General features: G+C 70.8%; 20 protein-coding genes. 8 read left to right on the top strand and 12 right to left on the bottom strand.

Going from position 1 to position 17,980, the window contains the following annotated elements:
• Positions 1 to 529 precede the first annotated feature (529 nt).
• Complete coding sequence (locus tag ACIBVP_RS44975; protein WP_396112705.1) at positions 530 to 1,387, bottom strand: LLM class F420-dependent oxidoreductase; 858 nt, start codon at positions 1,385 to 1,387, stop codon at positions 530 to 532.
• 64 nt (positions 1,388 to 1,451) lie between these two features.
• Between ACIBVP_RS44975 and ACIBVP_RS44970 the strand changes: the two genes are divergently transcribed.
• Positions 1,452 to 1,958 (top strand): PadR family transcriptional regulator, encoded by a 507-nt coding sequence (locus tag ACIBVP_RS44970; RefSeq protein ID WP_396112704.1) that lies wholly within the window; start codon positions 1,452 to 1,454, stop codon positions 1,956 to 1,958.
• 43 nt (positions 1,959 to 2,001) lie between these two features.
• Positions 2,002 to 2,451 carry a hypothetical protein gene (locus ACIBVP_RS44965; RefSeq protein WP_396112703.1) on the top strand — a complete coding sequence of 150 codons (450 nt, stop codon included), beginning with the start codon at positions 2,002 to 2,004 and terminating at the stop codon, positions 2,449 to 2,451.
• On the opposite strand, the gene ACIBVP_RS44960 is transcribed toward ACIBVP_RS44965, so the two are convergent.
• Both ACIBVP_RS44960 and ACIBVP_RS44955 read right to left on the bottom strand, forming a co-directional pair.
• Positions 2,448 to 3,107, bottom strand: coding sequence for an SDR family NAD(P)-dependent oxidoreductase (locus ACIBVP_RS44960; protein WP_396112702.1), 660 nt, complete (start codon positions 3,105 to 3,107; stop codon positions 2,448 to 2,450). The two genes, ACIBVP_RS44965 and ACIBVP_RS44960, sit on opposite strands and share 4 nt — an antisense overlap.
• 2 nt (positions 3,108 to 3,109) lie before the next feature.
• The gene (locus ACIBVP_RS44955) at positions 3,110 to 3,883 is read right to left on the bottom strand and encodes a tyrosine-protein phosphatase (RefSeq protein ID WP_396112701.1); all 774 of its coding nucleotides are present in this window, start codon (positions 3,881 to 3,883) and stop codon (positions 3,110 to 3,112) included.
• A gap of 61 nt (positions 3,884 to 3,944) precedes the next feature.
• On the opposite strand from ACIBVP_RS44955, the gene ACIBVP_RS44950 reads away from it, so the two are divergent.
• The 5 genes from ACIBVP_RS44950 (at position 3,945) to ACIBVP_RS44930 (ending at position 9,330) form a co-directional block, all read left to right on the top strand.
• A complete protein-coding gene (locus ACIBVP_RS44950) occupies positions 3,945 to 5,123 on the top strand; it encodes a CynX/NimT family MFS transporter (protein ID WP_396112700.1) in 1,179 nt (392 codons plus the stop codon).
• A gap of 11 nt (positions 5,124 to 5,134) precedes the next feature.
• On the top strand, positions 5,135 to 5,860 hold the full coding sequence (locus tag ACIBVP_RS44945; RefSeq protein ID WP_396112699.1) for an NAD-dependent epimerase/dehydratase family protein: 726 nt from the start codon (positions 5,135 to 5,137) through the stop codon (positions 5,858 to 5,860).
• Entirely contained in the window at positions 5,857 to 6,573 is a 717-nt protein-coding gene (locus ACIBVP_RS44940; protein ID WP_396112698.1) for a sugar phosphate isomerase/epimerase family protein, read from the top strand. Before ACIBVP_RS44945 ends, ACIBVP_RS44940 begins: the two co-directional genes overlap by 4 nt.
• 356 nt (positions 6,574 to 6,929) lie before the next feature.
• Positions 6,930 to 8,216 carry a glutamine synthetase gene (locus ACIBVP_RS44935; protein WP_396112697.1) on the top strand — a complete coding sequence of 429 codons (1,287 nt, stop codon included), beginning with the start codon at positions 6,930 to 6,932 and terminating at the stop codon, positions 8,214 to 8,216.
• A 103-nt stretch (positions 8,217 to 8,319) separates the two neighbouring features.
• Positions 8,320 to 9,330: an amidohydrolase family protein gene (locus tag ACIBVP_RS44930; protein WP_396112696.1), complete on the top strand. Its 1,011-nt coding sequence runs from the start codon at positions 8,320 to 8,322 to the stop codon at positions 9,328 to 9,330.
• On the opposite strand, the gene ACIBVP_RS44925 is transcribed toward ACIBVP_RS44930, so the two are convergent.
• From ACIBVP_RS44925 to ACIBVP_RS44890, 8 genes are all read right to left on the bottom strand, one after another.
• Positions 9,331 to 10,182, bottom strand: coding sequence for an alpha/beta fold hydrolase (locus tag ACIBVP_RS44925; protein ID WP_396112695.1), 852 nt, complete (start codon positions 10,180 to 10,182; stop codon positions 9,331 to 9,333).
• Between the two features lie 63 nt (positions 10,183 to 10,245).
• A complete protein-coding gene (locus ACIBVP_RS44920) occupies positions 10,246 to 10,827 on the bottom strand; it encodes a TetR/AcrR family transcriptional regulator (RefSeq protein ID WP_396112694.1) in 582 nt (193 codons plus the stop codon).
• A 27-nt stretch (positions 10,828 to 10,854) separates the two neighbouring features.
• Positions 10,855 to 11,976 (bottom strand): 5-methyltetrahydropteroyltriglutamate--homocysteine S-methyltransferase, encoded by a 1,122-nt coding sequence (locus ACIBVP_RS44915; RefSeq protein ID WP_396112693.1) that lies wholly within the window; start codon positions 11,974 to 11,976, stop codon positions 10,855 to 10,857.
• An 11-nt stretch (positions 11,977 to 11,987) separates the two neighbouring features.
• On the bottom strand, positions 11,988 to 13,436 hold the full coding sequence (locus ACIBVP_RS44910; protein WP_396112692.1) for a benzaldehyde dehydrogenase: 1,449 nt from the start codon (positions 13,434 to 13,436) through the stop codon (positions 11,988 to 11,990).
• On the bottom strand, positions 13,433 to 14,206 hold the full coding sequence (locus tag ACIBVP_RS44905; RefSeq protein WP_396112691.1) for an ABC transporter ATP-binding protein: 774 nt from the start codon (positions 14,204 to 14,206) through the stop codon (positions 13,433 to 13,435). The genes ACIBVP_RS44910 and ACIBVP_RS44905 overlap by 4 nt, the downstream gene beginning before the upstream one ends.
• On the bottom strand, positions 14,206 to 14,973 hold the full coding sequence (locus tag ACIBVP_RS44900; protein WP_396112690.1) for an ABC transporter permease: 768 nt from the start codon (positions 14,971 to 14,973) through the stop codon (positions 14,206 to 14,208). Before ACIBVP_RS44900 ends, ACIBVP_RS44905 begins: the two co-directional genes overlap by 1 nt.
• A complete protein-coding gene (locus tag ACIBVP_RS44895; protein WP_396112689.1) occupies positions 14,970 to 15,740 on the bottom strand; it encodes an ABC transporter permease in 771 nt (256 codons plus the stop codon). Before ACIBVP_RS44895 ends, ACIBVP_RS44900 begins: the two co-directional genes overlap by 4 nt.
• Complete coding sequence (locus ACIBVP_RS44890; RefSeq protein ID WP_396112688.1) at positions 15,737 to 16,684, bottom strand: ABC transporter substrate-binding protein; 948 nt, start codon at positions 16,682 to 16,684, stop codon at positions 15,737 to 15,739. The genes ACIBVP_RS44895 and ACIBVP_RS44890 overlap by 4 nt, the downstream gene beginning before the upstream one ends.
• 145 nt (positions 16,685 to 16,829) lie before the next feature.
• On the opposite strand from ACIBVP_RS44890, the gene ACIBVP_RS44885 reads away from it, so the two are divergent.
• Entirely contained in the window at positions 16,830 to 17,609 is a 780-nt protein-coding gene (locus ACIBVP_RS44885; RefSeq protein ID WP_396112687.1) for an IclR family transcriptional regulator C-terminal domain-containing protein, read from the top strand.
• A gap of 42 nt (positions 17,610 to 17,651) precedes the next feature.
• Here ACIBVP_RS44885 and ACIBVP_RS44880 read toward each other — a convergent pair whose 3' ends face one another.
• Positions 17,652 to 17,954 carry a hypothetical protein gene (locus tag ACIBVP_RS44880; RefSeq protein WP_396112686.1) on the bottom strand — a complete coding sequence of 101 codons (303 nt, stop codon included), beginning with the start codon at positions 17,952 to 17,954 and terminating at the stop codon, positions 17,652 to 17,654.
• Positions 17,955 to 17,980: the final 26 nt, after the last annotated feature.

Raw genomic sequence — 17,980 nt, 5'->3', positions numbered from 1 at the left:
ACTCACAACATCAGATGTCATCACTCACAGTGCCCATCCCGCCAGACCATCAGCCCGGCGTGTCGGGCCAGAAACACCGATCTTGGAACAGTCCCAGTCGCGCTCCGGAACACATCGAGTTGTCGGTTTCGTGCATGTGGCGGTGTCGTGCGTCTGCACGAACCCGACAACTCGGTATGGCTGAGCGCGCGACTCGCGGGCTGCCGGACAGCGCGAGTCGCGTTCCCGGACAGGGCGAGTCGTGTTCTGGGGCGCATTGAGTTGTCGGTTTCGTGCATGTGGTGGTGTTGTGCGTCTGCACGAAGGCGACAACTCGGTATGGCTGGGCGCGCGACTCGCGGGCTGCCGGACAGCGCGAGTCGCGTTCCCGGACAGGGCGAGTCGTGTTCTGGGGCGCATTGAGTTGTCGGTTTCGTGCATGTGGTGGTGTTGTGCGTCTGCACGAAGGCGACAACTCGGTATGGCTGGGCGCGCGACTCGCGGCGTCCGGGAGCGTGACTCGCTGTGTTCTGGGGCGCGACTCGCGGGGTTACAGGTTTGCTAGTTGGGGGACTAGCGGGGCGACTTCTTCTTGTACGTACTTGGCTGGGGTGTTGCCTGGGGGGAGGACGATCATGGTTTCTATGCCGAGCTTCGCGTACGCGGTCATGTCGTTGACGAAGGAGTCGGTGATCGGGCCGTTGTGGTTGGCCGTCTTCTGGATCGAGTCGTAGTCGCGGCCGACCTCGTCGCAGTGGCGGCGTAGCACGTCCAGCTTGTGGGCGACCTCCTCCGGGGACGTGGCGAAGAGGTTGCACGCGTCCGCGTACTGGGCCACCAGCCGCAGCGTCTTCTTCTCGCCGCCGCCGCCGATCAGGATCGGGGGCTTGGAGAGCGGCGCCGGGTGGCACAGGGTCTCCGCCAGCTGGTAGTGCTTGCCCTCGAACGGGCCGTCGTTGTCCTGGTCCCACATCTGGCGGCAGATCCGCAGCGTCTCCTCGAGGCGTTCGAACCGCTCCGCCCTCGGCGGGAACGGCACGCCGAGGCCGACGTGCTCACGCTCGTACCACGCGGCGCCGATGCCCAGCTCGGCCCGGCCGCCGGACAGCACGTCCAATGTGGACACGATCTTCGCGAGCAGTCCGGGGTGGCGGTAGGTGACCCCGGTGACCAGCAGCCCGAGGCGGACGGTCGAGGTGTGCGCGGCCAGGAACCCGAGCGTGGTGTACCCCTCCAGCATCGGGTCGGTGGCCGGGAGGATCTGCTCCATCTGGAAGTAGTGGTCCATCACCGACAGGTGCGTGACCCCCGCTTCCTCGACGGCGTGTGCGAGGCGGACCAGTTCCGGCGCGATGCCGGCGGCCCCGTCGGGAACGGTGAACGCGATCTGGTGCACTCCGAGCTTCACGACAGCCACGGTATGACCTGGAGCGCACTCCAGCGCAAGTCGAGCGGGCAGAGAGAATGACCGCATGAACGCCACCGCCGCCGCGTTGCTCGGTCTGCTCCACGACGGCCCGATGACGGGCTGGGACCTGATGGCCAGGGCCGCCGACCGGATCGGCAACTTCTGGACGCTCACGCAGAGCCAGGTCTACCGCGAGCTCACCAGGATGACCGAGCAGGAGCTGGTAACCGCGGGGAAGCCGGGGCCACGGGACCGCAAGCCGTACACGATCACACGGGCGGGCCGGGCCGCGTTCGCGGAGTGGGTGGCCGCGGACCCGGCGGACGACCAGGTCCGGGCGCCGTTGCTGCTGACCATCAACTTCGCCGACCACCTGCCGCCCGCCCGGCTCGCCGAGATCATCGCGACGCAGCGGTCCCGGCACGCGGAGCGGCTGGCCGAGTACCGCAGGCACGAGCAGGAGATCGACGACCCGCGCAGGCTCGCCACCCTGCGTTTCGGTATCCGGCACGAGCAGGCCGCGCTGGACTGGTTCGACGAGCTGCCCGGCCTCCTTGACATTCCACTGTGACAGGTCGAGACTGAAGACCTCCCACAGTGGAAGGTCGTGTCTCATGCACTCCCTTCTCATCGGCCTGCACGCGGGCACCGGCCTCATCGCCTTGATCGCGGGCGGAATCGCCCTGTACCGCGGCAGGTTCTTCGACGTCTACCTCGCCTCGCTTGTCGCCACCACGGTGTTCCTCGCGCTCGCGGTGGCCGTGGAGTGGACCCTGCTCGGCGCGGGCAGCCGTGTGCTGTTCACCGCGTTCACGCTGCTGGCGGGCGTGATGGTGGCCCGGGGAGTGCTGGCCCGGCGGCTGCCGCCCAGGTCGCCCGCGCACCTGGAACACCTCGGGTTCACGCTGGTCGGCCTGTTCGACGCGTTCGTGGTGATCGCCGTGCTGAACGCGGGCGCGCCGATCTGGCTGGTCGTGACCAGCGGGGTGCTGATCGCGGTCGGCGGCCACGTCGCGCTCCAGGCGACGAAGCGGGCACTCGCGGGAGAACCCGTCCCCGTCTAGGCGCGGTCGACCGGGATGTGGGCGCCGCTGATCGTGCTCGACGCGTCACTCGCCAGGAACAGGACCGTCTTCGCGATGTCGGCCGGAGAAACCCAGTTCGACCGGCTCCCGGGCATGGACTCGCGGTTCGCCGGCGTGTCGATCACACCGGGCAGGACCGCGTTCACGCGGATGCCGTCGGCGCGGTACTCGGCGTCCAGGGCGTCCACCAGCGCGAGCACCGCCGCCTTCGACGTCACGTACCCCGCGGCGCCCGGGAACGGGTTGACCGCGGCCTTCGACGACACGCACACGATCGAGCCGCCGCCCGCCTCCATCAACCTCGGGATCGCCGCCGCGCAGACGAGGTAGGTCGGACGCAGGTTCGTGTGGAACTGCGCCTCGAACTCCTCGACCGGGGTCTCGTGCACGCGGCCGCCCATCGCGAAGCCGCCCGCGAGGTGGACGACGGCACGCAGCGGCCCCTCCGCCGCGGCCACGTCCACCGCCGACGCCACCTGCGCGGGGTCCGTCAGGTCCGCCCGCACCCCCACGACACCCGACGGCGGCCGCGACCGGTACGGCACCACGACCCGCCAGCCCGCCTCCGCGAACGCGGTCGTCACGGCCGCGCCAAGACCGCCCGTACCCCCGGTGACCAGCACTGACTCGGCCATGCTCACTCCTCGACCAGCTTGTTCCGCAGCTTCTCCGCGTCCACCTTGTCGAACCCGTGCGCCGCGAGCCAGCCGAGCGGGCCGCCGTAGTCCTCGTCGAGGCGCGCCAGTAAGCGGCGCATGATCTCCGGGCGCGGGTCGTGCTCGTGGGCGGGCACGTTGTCGATGTCGCGCGCGTAGGTGGGGGAGGCGCGCAGCCGGTCGAGGATCAGCTCGATGCGCTCGCCGGTCGCCTCGTAGTCCGCCACGATCTCCTCGCGCGGCACCCCGGCCACCGACAGCGCCAGTGCGATCACCACGCCCGTCCGGTCCTTGCCCGCCGCGCAGTGCACGAGCGCCGCGCCGGGTGCGGTCGCGATCGCTCGCAGCGCCTCGACGACGCTGTCCGGCCGGTCCTCGAGGTAGCCGAAGTAGAACGCGTCCGCCACGTTCTTCGGGTCGCGCTGGAGAGCGCGTTCCCGGTTCAGCGCGAGCGCGTCCTTCGCCACGTCGGTCATCTCACCGAACTCCGGCAGCAGGGACAGGTGCCGGTGCTCCACCGAGGAAAGCGCTTTCAACGGGCCGGGGCCCTCCGACCGCACCTCCCCGGTGCTGCGGAGGTCGACGACGGTGGTGACCCCGATCTCGTCGACGAGGCGGGTCACGTCCGCCGGCGAGAGGTCCTGCAGGTTGTCCGACCGGACGAGTTGCCCGGTACGGAGGCGTTTTCCGGCCTCGGCGGGCAGCCCGCCGAGGTCGCGGACGTTCACGGCGTTCTCGAGTTCGATCCAGCGCACCCCGCCATCTCATCATTGCCGCCCTCCTCGGCCGTGTGAGAGGTTGACCACCGTGACGGTCGTGAGGACTGCTAACGAGGGCACTGCTCGCCGGGTCCTGATGATCGCGGGGTTCCTGCTGCTCGCCGCGAACCTGCGGGCCGCGCTGACGTCGGTCGGGCCGGTGCTGGAGACCATCCGCGCCGACATCGGGCTCACCGCGGGTGAGGCCGGGTTCATCGGCACGCTGCCGCTCCTCACGTTCGCCGTGGTGTCCCCGCAGATCCCCCGGCTCGCGGGGAAACTGGGCACCGACCGGTTGCTGTGGCTCGCGCTCGCCCTGCTCGCGACCGGGATCGTGCTGCGGTCGCTGCCGGTGACCGGGCTGCTGTGGGTGGGCACGGTCCTGCTCGGCGCCGCGATCGCCGCGGGCAACGTGCTGATGCCGAGCCTGATCAAAAGGGACTTCCCGGACCACGTGAGCGCGGCGACCGGCGTTTACACGGCGGTGATCGGCATCGTCGCGTCGACCGCAGCCGGGGTGGCGGTGCCGATGGCGGACGCGCTGCCCGGCGGCTGGCGCACGGCGCTCGGCGTGTGGGCCGGGTTCGTGCTGGTCGCGCTGGCCGTGTGGACGCCACGGCTGTCGCGGCGCACCCAGCGGGCGGTGCCCGAGGTGCACAAGGGCAGGACGCCGTGGCGGTCGCTGCTCGCCTGGGAGTGCGCGGTGTTCATGGCGCTGTCGGCGACCGGCTTCTACACGGTGCTGTCGTGGTATCCGTCCATCCTGGTCAGCTACGGCACGACCGCGACCGCCGCGGGGTGGCTGCTGTTCGCCTACCAGATCATCGGCGTGGTGATGAGCCTCGTCGTGCCGTTGCTGCTGGTCCGGTTGCGTGACCAGCGGGCGGTCGCGTCCACGTCGTCGCTGCTCGCGATGGTCGGCTACCTCGGTTTGCTGGTCGCGCCGGACCTCGCGGTGGTGTGGGTGCTGGTCACCGGCATCGGCGCGGGCGCCTTGTTCTTCCTGGCGCTCGCGTTCTTCAGCCTGCGGGCAGCGGACCCGCGTTCGTCCGCGGCGCTGTCCGGTATGGGACAGTCGGTCGGCTACCTCGTCGCGGCGGTCGGGCCGACGTTGTTCGGTGCGCTGCACGACGCGACCGGTGGCTGGCGGGTGCCGCTGTCGGTGCTCGTCGGCGTCGCCGCCGCGCACGCCCTGATCGGGTTGCGCGCGGGCAGGGACGCGCACGTCGAGGTGTGAGGGGAGAAGCCATGCGGCTGCTGGTGATCGGTGGTTGTGGTCTCGTCGGCTCGCTGGTGGTGCCGGTGCTGGCACGCACGCACGAGGTCCGCGTGCTGGACCTGAAGGAGCCGTCCACGCCGGTGTCCGGAGTGGACTACCACGTCGGCGAACTGCACGACGTGGACCTCGTCGCGTCGCTGTCGTCCGAAGTGGACTCGCTGGTGTTCATGGCGATGGGCCCGTTGGCTGGCTGGGGGAGCCCCGCGAACGCGCGGCAGCACTTCGACGTCGCCGTGTCCGGGCTGTACCTCGCGCTCACCGGCGCCGCGAAGGCCGGGGTCCGGCACGTGGTCTACACCAGCAGCATGTCGGTGTACCCGTACGAGGAACTGACCGGCATGATCACGTTCCCCGACGAGTCGGTGCCGCCGACCGCCACCGACTTCTACGGGCTCGCGAAGCGCCTCGGCGAGGAGGTGTGCCGCACGGCGACCGACCGGTGGGACGGCATGGACGCCGTCTGCCTGCGCCTGTGCTTCCCCGCGGCGGACGATGAATGGCCGCGTGGGGACACCCCCATGAAGCGGGCGATCAGCACCTCTGGCCGGGACGTGGCGGCCGCGATCGAGGCGGCTCTGCGGCACCGCGGCCACGGCTTCGACGCGTACGCGATCAGCGGTGACGCCACCGGGAAGACCATGAGCATCGAGAAGGCCCGCCGTGAACTCGGCTGGACCCCGCGGGACGTGACGTGATCGCGGGCCTGGTGTCGGTGACGTTCCGGCAGCTGACCCCGGCCGAGATCGTGTCGCTGTGCGCCGACGCGGGTCTGGAGGCGATCGAGTGGGGCGGCGACGTGCACGTCCCGCTCGGCGACCTCCGGACCGCGCGCGAGGTCGCGGCCCGCTGCGCCGACAACGGCCTCGCGATCGAGGCGTACGGGTCGTACTACCGTGCGGACGGCGACTTCGGCCCTGTGCTGGCGACCGCGCTGGCCCTTGGCGCGCCGCGGATCCGCGTGTGGGCGGGCTCGCGAGGGTCGGCGGAGGAACCGAACCGCGCGGGGGTCGTCGAGGACCTGCGGAGGACCGCCGAGCTGGCGAACGGCGAAGGCGTGGAGATCGCGGTCGAGTACCACGCGAACACGCTCACCGACACCCTCGACTCCGCACTGGACCTGTTCGCCGAGGTCCCCGCGTTGCGCCCGTACTGGCAGCCCCCGATCGGCTCGACGGTCGAGGACGCGCTCACCGCCGTGCCGGCCCTGGACCCGGTCGCGGTACACGTCTTCAGCTGGGCCGACGACGGCACCCGCCTCCCGCTCGCCGCACGGGAGTCGCTGTGGCAGCCCGTACTCGCCGCACTACCCCCCGACCGGCACGCACTCCTGGAGTTCGTCCGCGACGACTCACCCAACGCCTTCCAAAAAGACGCCGCAACCCTAAAAACCTGGCTACCAACCCGTTAACCCAACCCCGCGAGTCGCGCCCCCAGGCGCACCGAGTTGTCGGGTTCGTGCACATGCCACCTGCACGAAACCGACAACTCGTGGTGTCTGGGCGCGCGACTCGCGGTGTGTGTGGAGACGCGAGTCGCGCTCTCGGGCGTAATGAGTTGTCGATTTCGTGCGCATGGCACCTGCACGAAACCGACAACTCGTGGTGTTTGAGCGCGCGACTCGCGGTGTGTGTGGAGACGCGAGTCGCGCTCTCGGGCGTGTTGAGTTGTTGGTTTCGTGCGCATGGCGCCTGCACGAAATCGACGACTCGTGGTGTTTGGGCGCGTGACTCGCGGGGGCTTGTGGGGGCGGGCCAGGATGGGGGGATGACGGTTGAGGAGTTGCGGGGGGCTGGGGTGGGGCTTGTTGAGTTGTCGTTCGTGGACAACGTTGGGGTTACGCGGGTGAAGGCTGTGCCGTTGGGTCGGTTGCCCACGAGGGTGGGGGTGTCGCCTTGTTTTGAGGCGTTCGGGGCGGATGATGTGATGGTCGCGGGTCGCTATCTTGGTGGGCCCGACGGGGATCTGCGGCTTGTGCCTGACATGTCCCGGCTCGTCGCGTTGTCGGCGCAGCCCGGTTGGGGCTGGGTGCCCGCGGACAAGTACCTCCAGGACGGTACGCGGTTCGTCGCGTGTCAGCGGGCGTTCGCCGCGCGGCAGGTCGACGCGCTCGCCGCGCGCGGGCTGCGGGTGGTCGCCGCGTTCGAGCACGAGTGGATCCTCGGCAGGGCGGGTGTCGACGGGTTCGTACCCGCGTTCGACGGGCCCGCGTACGGGCAGATCCGGCTCGAACAGGTCGCGGCGTACGCGGCGGAGCTCGTCGCGGACCTGACGGCGCAGGGGCTCGCGGTGGAACAGTTCCACCCGGAGTACGCGGTGGCGCAGCTGGAACTGTCGGTGGCGCCCGCCGATCCGGTCGCCGCCGCCGACGACGCCGTGCTGACACGGCACACGATCCGGTCCCGCAGTCTCGCGCACGGCTGGCGCGCCACGTTCTCGCCGTCCGTCGACCCGGACGGTGCCGGGTCCGGCGCACACCTGCACCTGTCGGTGCACGACGCGGCCGGGTCGCTCATGGCGGGCGGCGACGGGCCGTTCGGGTTGCGTGCCGAGGGGGAGGCGTTTCTCGCCGGTGTGCTGCGTGAGTTGCCCGCGCTGGTGGCGATCGGGTGCGGGCACCCGGTGTCGTTCCTGCGGTTGCAGCCGTCGCGCTGGGCCGGGATCTGGCAGGCGTGGGGCCACGAGACGCGGGAAACCGCTCTCCGGTTGATCACCGGCTCGTCCGCGAACGCCGAGGTCAAGTGTTTCGACGCGACCGCGAACCCGTACCTGCTGATCGGTGCCGTGCTCGCGGCCGGACTCGCCGGGGTGACCGGTGAACTGAGGTTGCCACCGCCGGTCACCGGCGACCCGGCGACCGGCGACGGGGCGGTGCCGCGGCTGCCGTCGTCGGCGTCGGAGGCGGCCGCCGCGCTGGAGTCGTCGGCCGTGCTCGCGGCGGCGTTGGGACCGGAACTGCACGACGCGATCACGACCGTGCGGCGCGCGGAGGCGGAGCGCTGTTCGGGCCTCGACGCGGGGGCGCTAACCTCAGCCGTTCTCTGGCGCTGGTGAGCCGATTCCGCGGAGGTGAACATTGGGCGTCGCCGATGTCGTGCCGTTGGTCGACCAGCACTGTCACGGGGTGGCGACCGGGGAGGTGGATCCCCGGGAATGGATGTCCGAGGCCAAAAGCGCTCGGCGGCACCCGTTCCGGTCGCTGCTGGGGTTGTCCGTGCGGCGCTGGTGCGCACCCGTGCTCGGGATGCCGGCGCTCGCGCCCGCGGAGGAGTACCTGTGGCGGCGTGCGGAACTGGGCTGGCACGAGGTGTCGAAGCAACTGCTCACCGCGGCCGGGGTGCGGCACTGGTTCGTCGACACCGGTTACGTGCCGGGCCCGGTGACCTCACCGTCCGGGCTGGCGGAGCTGGGCGGCGGCACCGGGCACGAGGTGGTGCGGATCGAGGCCGTCGCCGAGGCCGTGCAGAAGACCGCGACCTCGCCGGAAGGGTTGCTGGACAAGATCAAGGCCGCGCTGTACGTCGCGCCGGCGATCGCGTTCAAGTCGATCGTGGCGTACCGGTGGGGGTTGGCGTTGCCCGCCGTGCAGCCCGCGCGTGCGGAGGCGGTGCGGGCCGCCACGTCGTGGTTGCGTGCCAAGGACTCCCCACTCACCGATCCCGTGTTGCTCGCATGGGTGGTGCACGAGGCGGCTCGTGTCGGCGCCGATCGGGGGCTGCCGCTGCAGATCCACACCGGGTTCGGCGACCCCGATCTGCGGTTGTCGTCGTCGGATCCGGATCTGTTGACGGACTTCCTGCGTGGCGCGCCGTGCCAGGTGGTGTTGCTGCACTGCTATCCGTTCCACCGCAACGCCGCCTACCTGGCGCACGTGTTCGACCACGTGCACGTCGACCTCGGGTTGACCATTCCCTTCGTGGGGGTCCGGTCGGCCGCCGTGCTCGCCGAAGTGCTGGAGCTGGCGCCGTTCGACTCGGTTCTGTACTCGTCGGACGGGAACGTGTTGCCGGAGTTGCACTATCTGGGGGCGGTGCTGTGGCGGCGGGCGGTGAACGCGCTGACGGACGCGTGGCTCGCCGAGGACGCGCTGACCACCGCGGACGCGGAGCGTCTGGCACTCGGCATCCTCGGCGGCAACGCGATGCGCCTGCACCGGGTCACGCCGTGATCAGCTCGCCTTCGTCGACGGGACCGGGACCGTCGCGAACGCGACCGCGCGGCTGATCGTGTCCTGGTCGCGGAGCAGGCGCCAGTGGCCCAGATCCTTGACGGTCACCAGCTCCGACTCCGGCCACACCTTGGCGACGGCGACGCTGTCGGCGTAACGGGTCTCGCTGTCGGCCGGGTCGTGGACGGTCAGCAGCGGCGGCGCGGCGATACGGGTGACCTGCGTCGGCATGTCGAAGTCGTCCCACGGGGTGCCGACCCGGGCGACGACGCGGTCCATCATGCGGGTGCGGATGCGTTCGCCGAAGCCGAGCGTCGCCGCGAAGACCGCGGTGTACGGCGTCGGCTGCGTCATCGGCGCGAGGAACACCAGCCGGGACGGGCGCACGCCGTCGCGCAGCGCGTAGAACACGGACGCGCAGCCGAGCGAGTGCGCGATCACCGCGTGCGGCTGTCCGTGTTCGGCCACCACCGCGGTGAACGCGCTCGCCATCTCCGGGATCGTGAAGTGGCGCGGGCTCATGAAGCCGGGGTCCGACGCGCCGTGCGACAGCGCGTCGAACGTGACGACCCGGTGCCCGGCCGCCAGCAGCGGCGCCACGAACGGGTGCAGCTGTGCGGAGACGCCGCCCCTGCCGTGGACCAGGTACACCACCGGCCCGCTGCCCCACACCGTGCCGACGACCGTCCGGTCCTTCACCTTGACGGTGAACCGTTCGCCGCGGGGGAGCACGCCCGGCCTGCTCTTGCCGCGGTACGGCGGCACCGAGAGCCACAGCCGTTCGGCCCAGCGGGCGCCGAGGTCGGGGGCGACGCGTTCCAGTGTGCCGAACGCGGCCCGGATCGCAGCCATTTTAATACGAACGATCGTGCTTTTTTGAACCGACACGTCTGCGACCTTTCAGGAGGGGAGAAGTCAGGCCCTTGCCCGGTCCAGGAGGGCCTCGAACGCGGTGCGGGCCCGGGACTGCGCGTTCGGGTCGCCCAGCAACCTGCCGGACATGTGGCACGACAGCATCACGCCGTCGACCTCGAACGCGAACTGCTCCGGGTCGGCGTCGGCCCGGAAATGGCCCTCGGACAGGCCGGTGCGGAAGACCTCCGCGAGCGAGTCCAGCCAGTCCTGCTGGTAGCGGACCAGGTGGTCACGCACCGGACCGGGCTGGTCGTCCAGCTCGGAGGACGCGGCGACGAACAGGCAGCCGCCCGGCTGGTCGTCCCAGGCCAGCCAGTTCTCGAACAACGCACGCACACGCGGCTCACCGCGCGGCTCGGTCAGCGCGGGCGCCACCACCTCGGCCACGAACCGCGCCCGCGTGTGTTCCAGTATCGAGACCTGCAGCGACTCCTTCGACCGGAAGTGCGCGTACAGCCCCGACTTCGACAGCGACGCGCTCGTGGCGAGCGTGCCGATGGTGATGCCGCCCAGCCCGACGGACCGGGCCAGGCGGCTCGCCGTGTCCAGGATCGCCTCGCGGGTGGCCTCACCCTTGCTCATGGACGCGACAATAGCACGATCGGTCGGTCAGTCGCCCCAGACTTCGGCGGCGGTCTCCACAATGAGCGCCAGCTTCGCCACCTGCTCGTCGTAGGTCAGCGCGTTGCCCTCGACCGTGGACGAGAACCCGCACTGCGGCGACAGGCACAGCTGGTCGAGCGGCACGTACTTCGCGGCCTCGTCGATCCGCCGCTTGAGCGAGTCCTTCGACTCCAGCTCGCCGCGCTTCGTGGTGACCAGGCCCAGCACGACGTTCTTGCCCGGCGGCACGAACCGCAGCGGCGCGAAGCTGCCGGACCGCTCGTCGTCGTACTCCAGGAAGAACCCGTCCACGGCCAGCTCGGTGAACAGGGCCTCGGCCACGAAGTCGTAGCCGCCCGACGCCGCCCACGACGACCGGAAGTTGCCCCGGCACATGTGCGTGGTGACCCGCAGGTCGGACGGCCGGTCGGCGATGGCCGCGTTGATCTGCCGGATGTACCGCAGGTGCTGGTGCTCGGCGTCGTCGCCGCGGGCGTTCAGCTCGGCCCGCTGCGCCGGGTCGTTGAGGTAGGCCAGCGAGGTGTCGTCGAGCTGCAGGTACCGGCAGCCCAGCTCGTAGACGCCTGCCACCTGCTCTTTGTAGGCGGCGGAGAGGTCGGTCCAGAACTGCTCCTCGTCCGGGTACACCTTCGGGTCCAGCGCCGCGGGGCCGCCGCGGTAGTGGACCATGCTGGGGGAGGGGATCGTGAGCTTCGGCGTCACCGCGCCGCCCGCGACGTCGGCGAGGAACCGGAAGTCGTCGGCGAAGATCGTCTCCCGCAGGCGGACCGGGCCGTCGACGTGCAGCGCGGCGGTGGTGAACTCGATGACGCCGTCCGGGTTCTCGAACCGCACCTTGATCGCGTCGTCCGGCGCCGACGAGATGCCGCCGAGCCGGTAGATGAAGTCCATGTGCCACGACGTGCGGCGGAACTCGCCGTCGGTGGCCGAGTTCAGGCCGACCTCGGCCTGCGTGGCGACCACCTGGCGGATCGCCTCGTCCTCCACCGTGCGCAGTTCCTCGGCGGAGATCCGCCCGTTCGCCTTGTCGTCGCGGGCCGTCAGCAGCGCGGCCGGGCGCAGCAGGCTGCCGACGTGGTCGGCCCGGAACGGTGGCAGCTTGGCCATGAAGTTCCTCCTCAGAACGGGTAGGCGGGGATCTGCCCGCGGACGGTGATCCACCGCGACTCGGTGAACGCGTCCAGGTTCGCGAGACCGCCGAACCGGGCGCCGGTGCCCGACGCGGCGACGCCACCGAACGGCGCGACCGCCTCGTCGTTCACGGTCTGGTCGTTGACGTGCACGATCCCGGTGGGGATTCGCTCGGCGAGCGCGAGCCCGCGCATGGCGTCGCCGGTGAGGATCGACAGCGACAGTCCGTACTCGCTGTCCGTGGCCAGCGCCACGGCCTCGTCCTCGCTGCCAAACCGCACGACCGGCGCGACCGGGCCGAACACCTCGTTGGCGTACGCGGGCATGCCGGTGCCCACCCGGTCGAGCACGGTCGGGCGGTAGAACAGGCCGTCGTGCGTGCCGCCGGACGCGAGCCGCGCCCCCGCGTCCACAGTGGACGTGACGAGGTCGTGGACCTTGCCGAGCTGGCCCTCGTCGATCAGCGGCCCGAGCGCGACCTTCTCGGTCGCGGGGTTGCCGACGGGCAACGCGGTCGCGTGCGCGGCCAATGCCTCCACATAGGACTCGGCGACCCGCTCGTGCACCAGGTGGCGGCCGGTGGTCATGCAGATCTGGCCCTGGTGCAGGAACGAACCCCACGACCCGGCCGACACCGCGCGTTCGACGTCCGCGTCGTCCAGCACGACCAGCGCCGAGTTGCCACCCAGCTCCAGGTGCGCCCGCTTGAGGTGCTTCGCCGCCAGCTCACCGACCTTGCGGCCGACCGCGGTGGAACCGGTGAACGAGATGACCCGCACGTGCGGGTTCGCCACCAGCGCCGTCCCCGCGTCCGGGCCGCCCGGCAGCACGTGCAGCACGCCGTCCGGTAGCCCGGCCTCCGCGAACACGCGCGCGATCGCGAACCCGCCGCTGACCGGCGTGCGGATGTCCGGCTTGAGCACCACCGCGTTGCCCAGCGCCAACGCGGGCGCGACCGAGCGGATCGACAGGATCAGCGGCACGTTGAACGGCGAGATCACGCCGACCACCCCGACCGGCACACGCCGCAGCATCGACAGCCGGGGCTCGGCGGTCGGCAGCAGCTGGCCCGGCGGCTGGGACGCGAGCGCCGCGGCCTCGTAGCACTCCTGCGCGGCCACGCCGACGGCGAACGCGGCCATGTCCGGCACGGCACCGGTCTCGCGGACCACCCAGTCCCGCAGCTCGGCGAAGCTCGCCTCGATCGCCGCGCCCGCCTTGCGCAGCACCGCCGCGCGATCGGAGAACGTCGCGGCCGCCCACTCCTGCCGCGCCGCCGCGGCCCCCGCGCACGCGGCGTCCACATCGGACGCGTCAGCGACACCCGTGCGGCCGAGTTCCGCGCCGGTCGCCGGTTCGACGATCGCGGTGTCGCCGCCGTGCGCGGCCACCCACCCGCCGCTGAAGATCGTTCCGGACTCGAACAGCGCTGTCATGTCCGCTCCTGCTTGGCTTTCTGGATCTGGGCGTACACCTGACCGCGCAGCTCGGTGAACCGCGGGTCGCTGCGCGTGCCGAGCTGGTCGCGCTCGGCGGGCAGGTCGATCGCGAGGTCCTCGGCGACCGTGGTCGGCGAGGACGACAGCATCACGACGCGCTGTCCGAGGTAGACCGACTCGTCGATGTCGTGCGTCACGAACAGCAGCGTCACGCCGAGCCGCTGCCACACCGACCGGATCAGGTCCTCGAGGTCGGCGCGGGTCTGCGCGTCGACGGCCGCGAACGGCTCGTCCATCAGCAGAACCCGTGGCTGGTAGGCGATCGCGCGGGCGATGGCGACCCGCTGCTGCATGCCACCGGACAGCTGCCACGGGTACGCGGCGTGCACGTCGGCCAGCCCCACCGCGTCGAGCGCCTCGGTCACCAGCTCACGCCGTTTGACCTTGTCCAGGCCCGCGGCCCGCAGCGGCAGCTCCACGTTGTCCCGCACGCGCAGCCACGGGAACAGGCTGCGGCCGTACTCCTGGAACACCACGGCGAGCCCGTCCGGCGGGCCGTCGACCCGCTTGCCCTCCACGACGATCTCACCCGAGGTCGGTGGCAGCAGCCCGGCGACGCAGCGCAGCAGCGTCGTCTTGCCACAGCCGGACGGGCCGACCACGCACACGAACTCGCCGTCCGCCACCTCGAGCGACACGTCGGCGATCGCCTCGACCCGGCGCCCCTTGGCGTCGTAGGTCTTCGACAGGCCCCTGACGGTGAGCATCAACGCTCCTTCTGTACGGCCCGGATGCCGTGGTACCAGCCGAGCACCCGCCGCTCGACGAGCCGGAACGCCCATGCGAGCAACACACCCAGCAGGCCGAGCAGGAGCACGCCGCTCCACATCTGCGGGATCCGGAAGCCGTCCTTGAACTGGATGACCGTGAACCCGATGCCGCTCGACGCGGCGAACATCTCGCTGATGACCATCAGGATGATGCCGATGGAGAGCGCCTGCCGGGCACCGGCGACGATCTGCGGGCTCGCGGACCGGACCGTCAGGTGCAGAAGCCGCAGACGGCCGCGGATCTTGTAGCTGCGGCACGTGTCGGTGAGCACCTCGTCGACCGCACGCACGCCCTCGACGGTGTTCAGCAGGATCGGCCACAGGCAGCCGGAGATGATCACCAGCACCTTCATCAGGTCGCCGATACCCGCCATCAGCATCAGGATGGGTACGAGCACCGGCGGCGGCACCGCACGCAGGAACTCCAGCAGCGGCTCCACGACCGCGCGCAGTGTGCGGTTCGCGCCGATGAGCATCCCGAGGCCGATGCCCAGCACGAGCGCGGCCGCGTACCCGATGCCGAGGCGCGCGAGGCTCGGCAGGACGTCGTCGACCATGCGCGGCCCGAACCACGTCTCCGGGAACACACCGACGATCCGTGCCAGCGGCGGGAAGTAGAACTCGGTGCTGCCCGCGCTCGTGAACCACCAGACGGCGACGAGCACGACCGGCAGTGTCACGGCGAGCAGGATTCGCCTGATCATGCGGGCACCTGCACTTCCAGCCGCACCGACGGGTGCCATGCCAGCGCCCTGCGTTCCGCCGCCCTGGTCAGCACGTTCGCGGCGACCCCGAACAGCCCGGTCACCACGATCAGCGCGTACATCACCGGCACCGCGCCCGACGAGCGGGCGTTCGCGATCTCCTGCCCGAGCCCGGGCGAGCCGATGACCAGCTCACCGGTGATGGTCAGGATCAACGCGACGGTCGCGGCGAGCCGGATGCCGGTCACGGCGTAGGGGAGCGCGGTCGGCCAGACCAGCCAGCGGATCCGCGCCCACCGGTTCAGGTGGTAGGACCGCGCCGTGTCGGCGGCGACCGGGTCGATGTCGGCGACCCCGGCGAGCGTCTGGATCAGCACCTGCCAGAACGCCGCGTACACCACGAGGATCACGGTCGCCTCGATCGTCGACCCGTACAGCACGACGACCAGCGGGATCAGCGCGACCGACGGGATCGGCCGCAGGAACTCGATGGTCGACGCGGTCAGCGCACGCAGCACCGGCACCGACCCGATGAGCACGCCGATCGCGACGCCCAGCGCGATCGCGATCACCAGGCCGACCAGCCAGGTGAGCAGCGTGTCGCCCACCGCGGACCAGAACTCCCCGCGCCGCACCTGTTCGGCCAGTGTGGCGAGGATGTCGCTGGTGGGTGGCGCGTACCGGGCGGGCACCAGCCCGATCCGGGGCGCGATCTCCAGCAGGACACCGAAACCGACCAGCCCGGCGAGGCCGAGGAGCACCTTCACGGGAGCAGCGCGTTCAGGTCGGGGGCCTTGTCGATGAGGCCGTCCTCGACGGCGAGGTCGGCCATGGTCTGGAGCGAGTCCCGGTTGACGTCGGCGGGCCACTTCGGCAGCGTGACCTTCTCGATCACCTCGGGTGCGATCTTGGTGTACGTGCCGATGATCTGCCGCGCCTCGTCCGGGTGACTGTCCGCGTAGGACAGTGACTCCTGCATGGCCTCGGTGAACCGTGCGACCAGGTCGGGGTTCTCGGCCTGCAGCTGCTGCGAGGTGAAGTACGCGGCGACGGTCAGGTCGTCGGCCGCGTCGACGTAGCTGGAGGCGATCTTGCGCCCGCCCTCGGCGAGCACCGCCTGCTGGAACGGCTCGACCACGAACACCGCGTCGACCTGCCCGCTCGCGAGCGCGGCCGGCTGCTCGGGGAAGGGCAGGGCCACGAACTTGACCTTCGACGGGTCGCCGCCGTCCTTGCGCACCGACGCGCGGACGGACGTGTCGACGATGTTCTGCAGCGTGTTCGCCGCGACCGTCCTGCCTTCCAGGTCCTTCGGGGACGTGATGGGGCTGTCGCCCTTCACCATGAGCCCGGCGAAGTCCTCGCCGTCGACGCCGGTGGAGTTGTTGCCGTTGCTGACGACCTTGACCGGCAGCCCCTCGGACTGCGCGAGCAGCAGCGAGATGACGTTGCTGAACCCGAACTGGTACTGCTCGCTGACGACCGCGGGCACGATCGCCGCGCCGCCCTCCGCCTGCTTCAGCTCCAGGTCGATGTTCCGCTTGTCGAAGAAGCCCTTCTCCAGGCCCAGGTAGATCGGGGCCACGTCGAGGATCGGGATGACGCCGACCGTGACCTTGTCCGGCTGGCCCGCGGCGGGGCCTTCTTCCGAGCCGCAGGCGGTGGCGAACAGGGAGGTCGCGAGCAGGAACGCAGCGAGGTGACGTCGCATGGGCGAAACTCCGTTGTTCGTAGACCGCACGCTCGTTCTCCAGGAGAACCTAGAGCGCCGGTCATTGTGCGGTCAACAGTTGCCCCGCGTACTATCGTGCGACTGGAGAACTGTCGTTCGCAATGCGTACTTCGAAGGTGGACTCGTGGCCGGTCGGGGTGCTGACTTCGTGCAGTCACTGGAACGCGGGCTCGCGGTGATCCGCGCGTTCGACCAGTCGCACCCGGAGCTGACGCTGTCGGAGGTGGCCGCCCGCACCGGTGTCACCCGGGCCGTCGCGCGGCGGTTCCTGCTCACGCTGGCCGCGCTGGGTTACGTGCGCAGCGACGGGAGGTTCTTCTCGTTGACCGCGCGGGTGCTGGAGCTGGGGTACGCCTACCTGTCGTCGCTGTCGCTGCCGGAGGTCGCGGAGTCACACCTCGAGGGCCTCGTGGCGGAGGTGAGCGAGTCGTCGTCGGTGTCGGTGCTGGACGGCCACGACGTCGTGTACGTGGCCCGCGTGCCGGTGTCCCGGATCATGACGGTGTCGATCAGCGTGGGCACCCGGTTTCCGGCCTACGCCACGTCGATGGGCCGGGTGCTGCTCGCGGGGCTGCCCGCCGACGAGCTGGAGTCCTACCTGGCGGCGGTCACCCTGGCGCCGTTGACCGCGCGGACGCTGACGTCGGTGGACGGCTTGCGCACGGAGGTCGCGAAGGTGCGGGCGCAGGGGTGGGCGCTGGTCAACCAGGAGCTGGAGGAGGGCCTGCGGGCGTTGGCCGCTCCCGTGCGGGACCGGTCGGGCAAGGTCGTGGCGGCGGTGAACGTGTCCGCGCACGCCAGCCGCACGTCACTGGAAGCCATGCGCCGCGACCTGCTGCCCCCACTGCTGAAGACGGCGGCCCGGATCGAGGCCGACATCCCGGGCTCCCGTCGCCCACGCTGACACGGCTTCAACGCCCTGGAAGACGCTTTCACGGCAGCGCCGTCAGTTCGCCTTGCCGACCGTCCACTCCGCGGTGTGGGGGAGCAGCCCGGGGACGTCCTCGGTGAGGCGGGCGAAGTCGACGACCTGGCCGATCAGACCGGCCGGGTCGTTCTCGATGGCCTCCCACGCCCGCGCGCGTTCCGCCTCGCTCGCGAAGCGGCCGTGGTCGAACGCGCGGCGGGCCGCCGCGCGCAGTGCGTCCAGGTCGTGGACGACAACCGAGATCTCGGCTGCGATGTGGAACCGCCGGTCCCGCTGGCTCGCCATGGCCAGCACCTGGGAACGGCTCAACTCGTGGGTCATGCACTCCATGGTGCGCCCGACAACAG

This window comes from Actinophytocola sp. NPDC049390 (assembly GCF_044466355.1).
Classification (GTDB): domain Bacteria; phylum Actinomycetota; class Actinomycetes; order Mycobacteriales; family Pseudonocardiaceae; genus Actinophytocola.
The sequence above is the reverse complement of the archived record's forward strand: the minus strand, read 5'-3'. Positions and strand labels throughout refer to the sequence as shown.

Bases quoted from the DNA above. Each gene is read 5' to 3' on its own strand.
- ACIBVP_RS44970 (WP_396112704.1), top strand. From the start codon at position 1,452: ATGAACGCCACCGCCGCCGCGTTGCTCGGTCTGCTCCACGACGGCCCG.
- ACIBVP_RS44965 (WP_396112703.1), top strand. From the start codon at position 2,002: ATGCACTCCCTTCTCATCGGCCTGCACGCGGGCACCGGCCTCATCGCC.
- ACIBVP_RS44960 (WP_396112702.1), bottom strand. From the start codon at position 3,107: ATGGCCGAGTCAGTGCTGGTCACCGGGGGTACGGGCGGTCTTGGCGCG.
- ACIBVP_RS44945 (WP_396112699.1), top strand. From the start codon at position 5,135: ATGCGGCTGCTGGTGATCGGTGGTTGTGGTCTCGTCGGCTCGCTGGTG.
- ACIBVP_RS44935 (WP_396112697.1), top strand. From the start codon at position 6,930: ATGACGGTTGAGGAGTTGCGGGGGGCTGGGGTGGGGCTTGTTGAGTTG.
- ACIBVP_RS44930 (WP_396112696.1), top strand. From the start codon at position 8,320: ATGTCCGAGGCCAAAAGCGCTCGGCGGCACCCGTTCCGGTCGCTGCTG.
- ACIBVP_RS44925 (WP_396112695.1), bottom strand. From the start codon at position 10,182: ATGGCTGCGATCCGGGCCGCGTTCGGCACACTGGAACGCGTCGCCCCC.
- ACIBVP_RS44920 (WP_396112694.1), bottom strand. From the start codon at position 10,827: ATGAGCAAGGGTGAGGCCACCCGCGAGGCGATCCTGGACACGGCGAGC.
- ACIBVP_RS44915 (WP_396112693.1), bottom strand. From the start codon at position 11,976: ATGGCCAAGCTGCCACCGTTCCGGGCCGACCACGTCGGCAGCCTGCTG.
- ACIBVP_RS44910 (WP_396112692.1), bottom strand. From the start codon at position 13,436: ATGACAGCGCTGTTCGAGTCCGGAACGATCTTCAGCGGCGGGTGGGTG.
- ACIBVP_RS44905 (WP_396112691.1), bottom strand. From the start codon at position 14,206: ATGCTCACCGTCAGGGGCCTGTCGAAGACCTACGACGCCAAGGGGCGC.
- ACIBVP_RS44900 (WP_396112690.1), bottom strand. From the start codon at position 14,973: ATGATCAGGCGAATCCTGCTCGCCGTGACACTGCCGGTCGTGCTCGTC.
- ACIBVP_RS44890 (WP_396112688.1), bottom strand. From the start codon at position 16,684: ATGCGACGTCACCTCGCTGCGTTCCTGCTCGCGACCTCCCTGTTCGCC.
- ACIBVP_RS44880 (WP_396112686.1), bottom strand. From the start codon at position 17,954: ATGACCCACGAGTTGAGCCGTTCCCAGGTGCTGGCCATGGCGAGCCAG.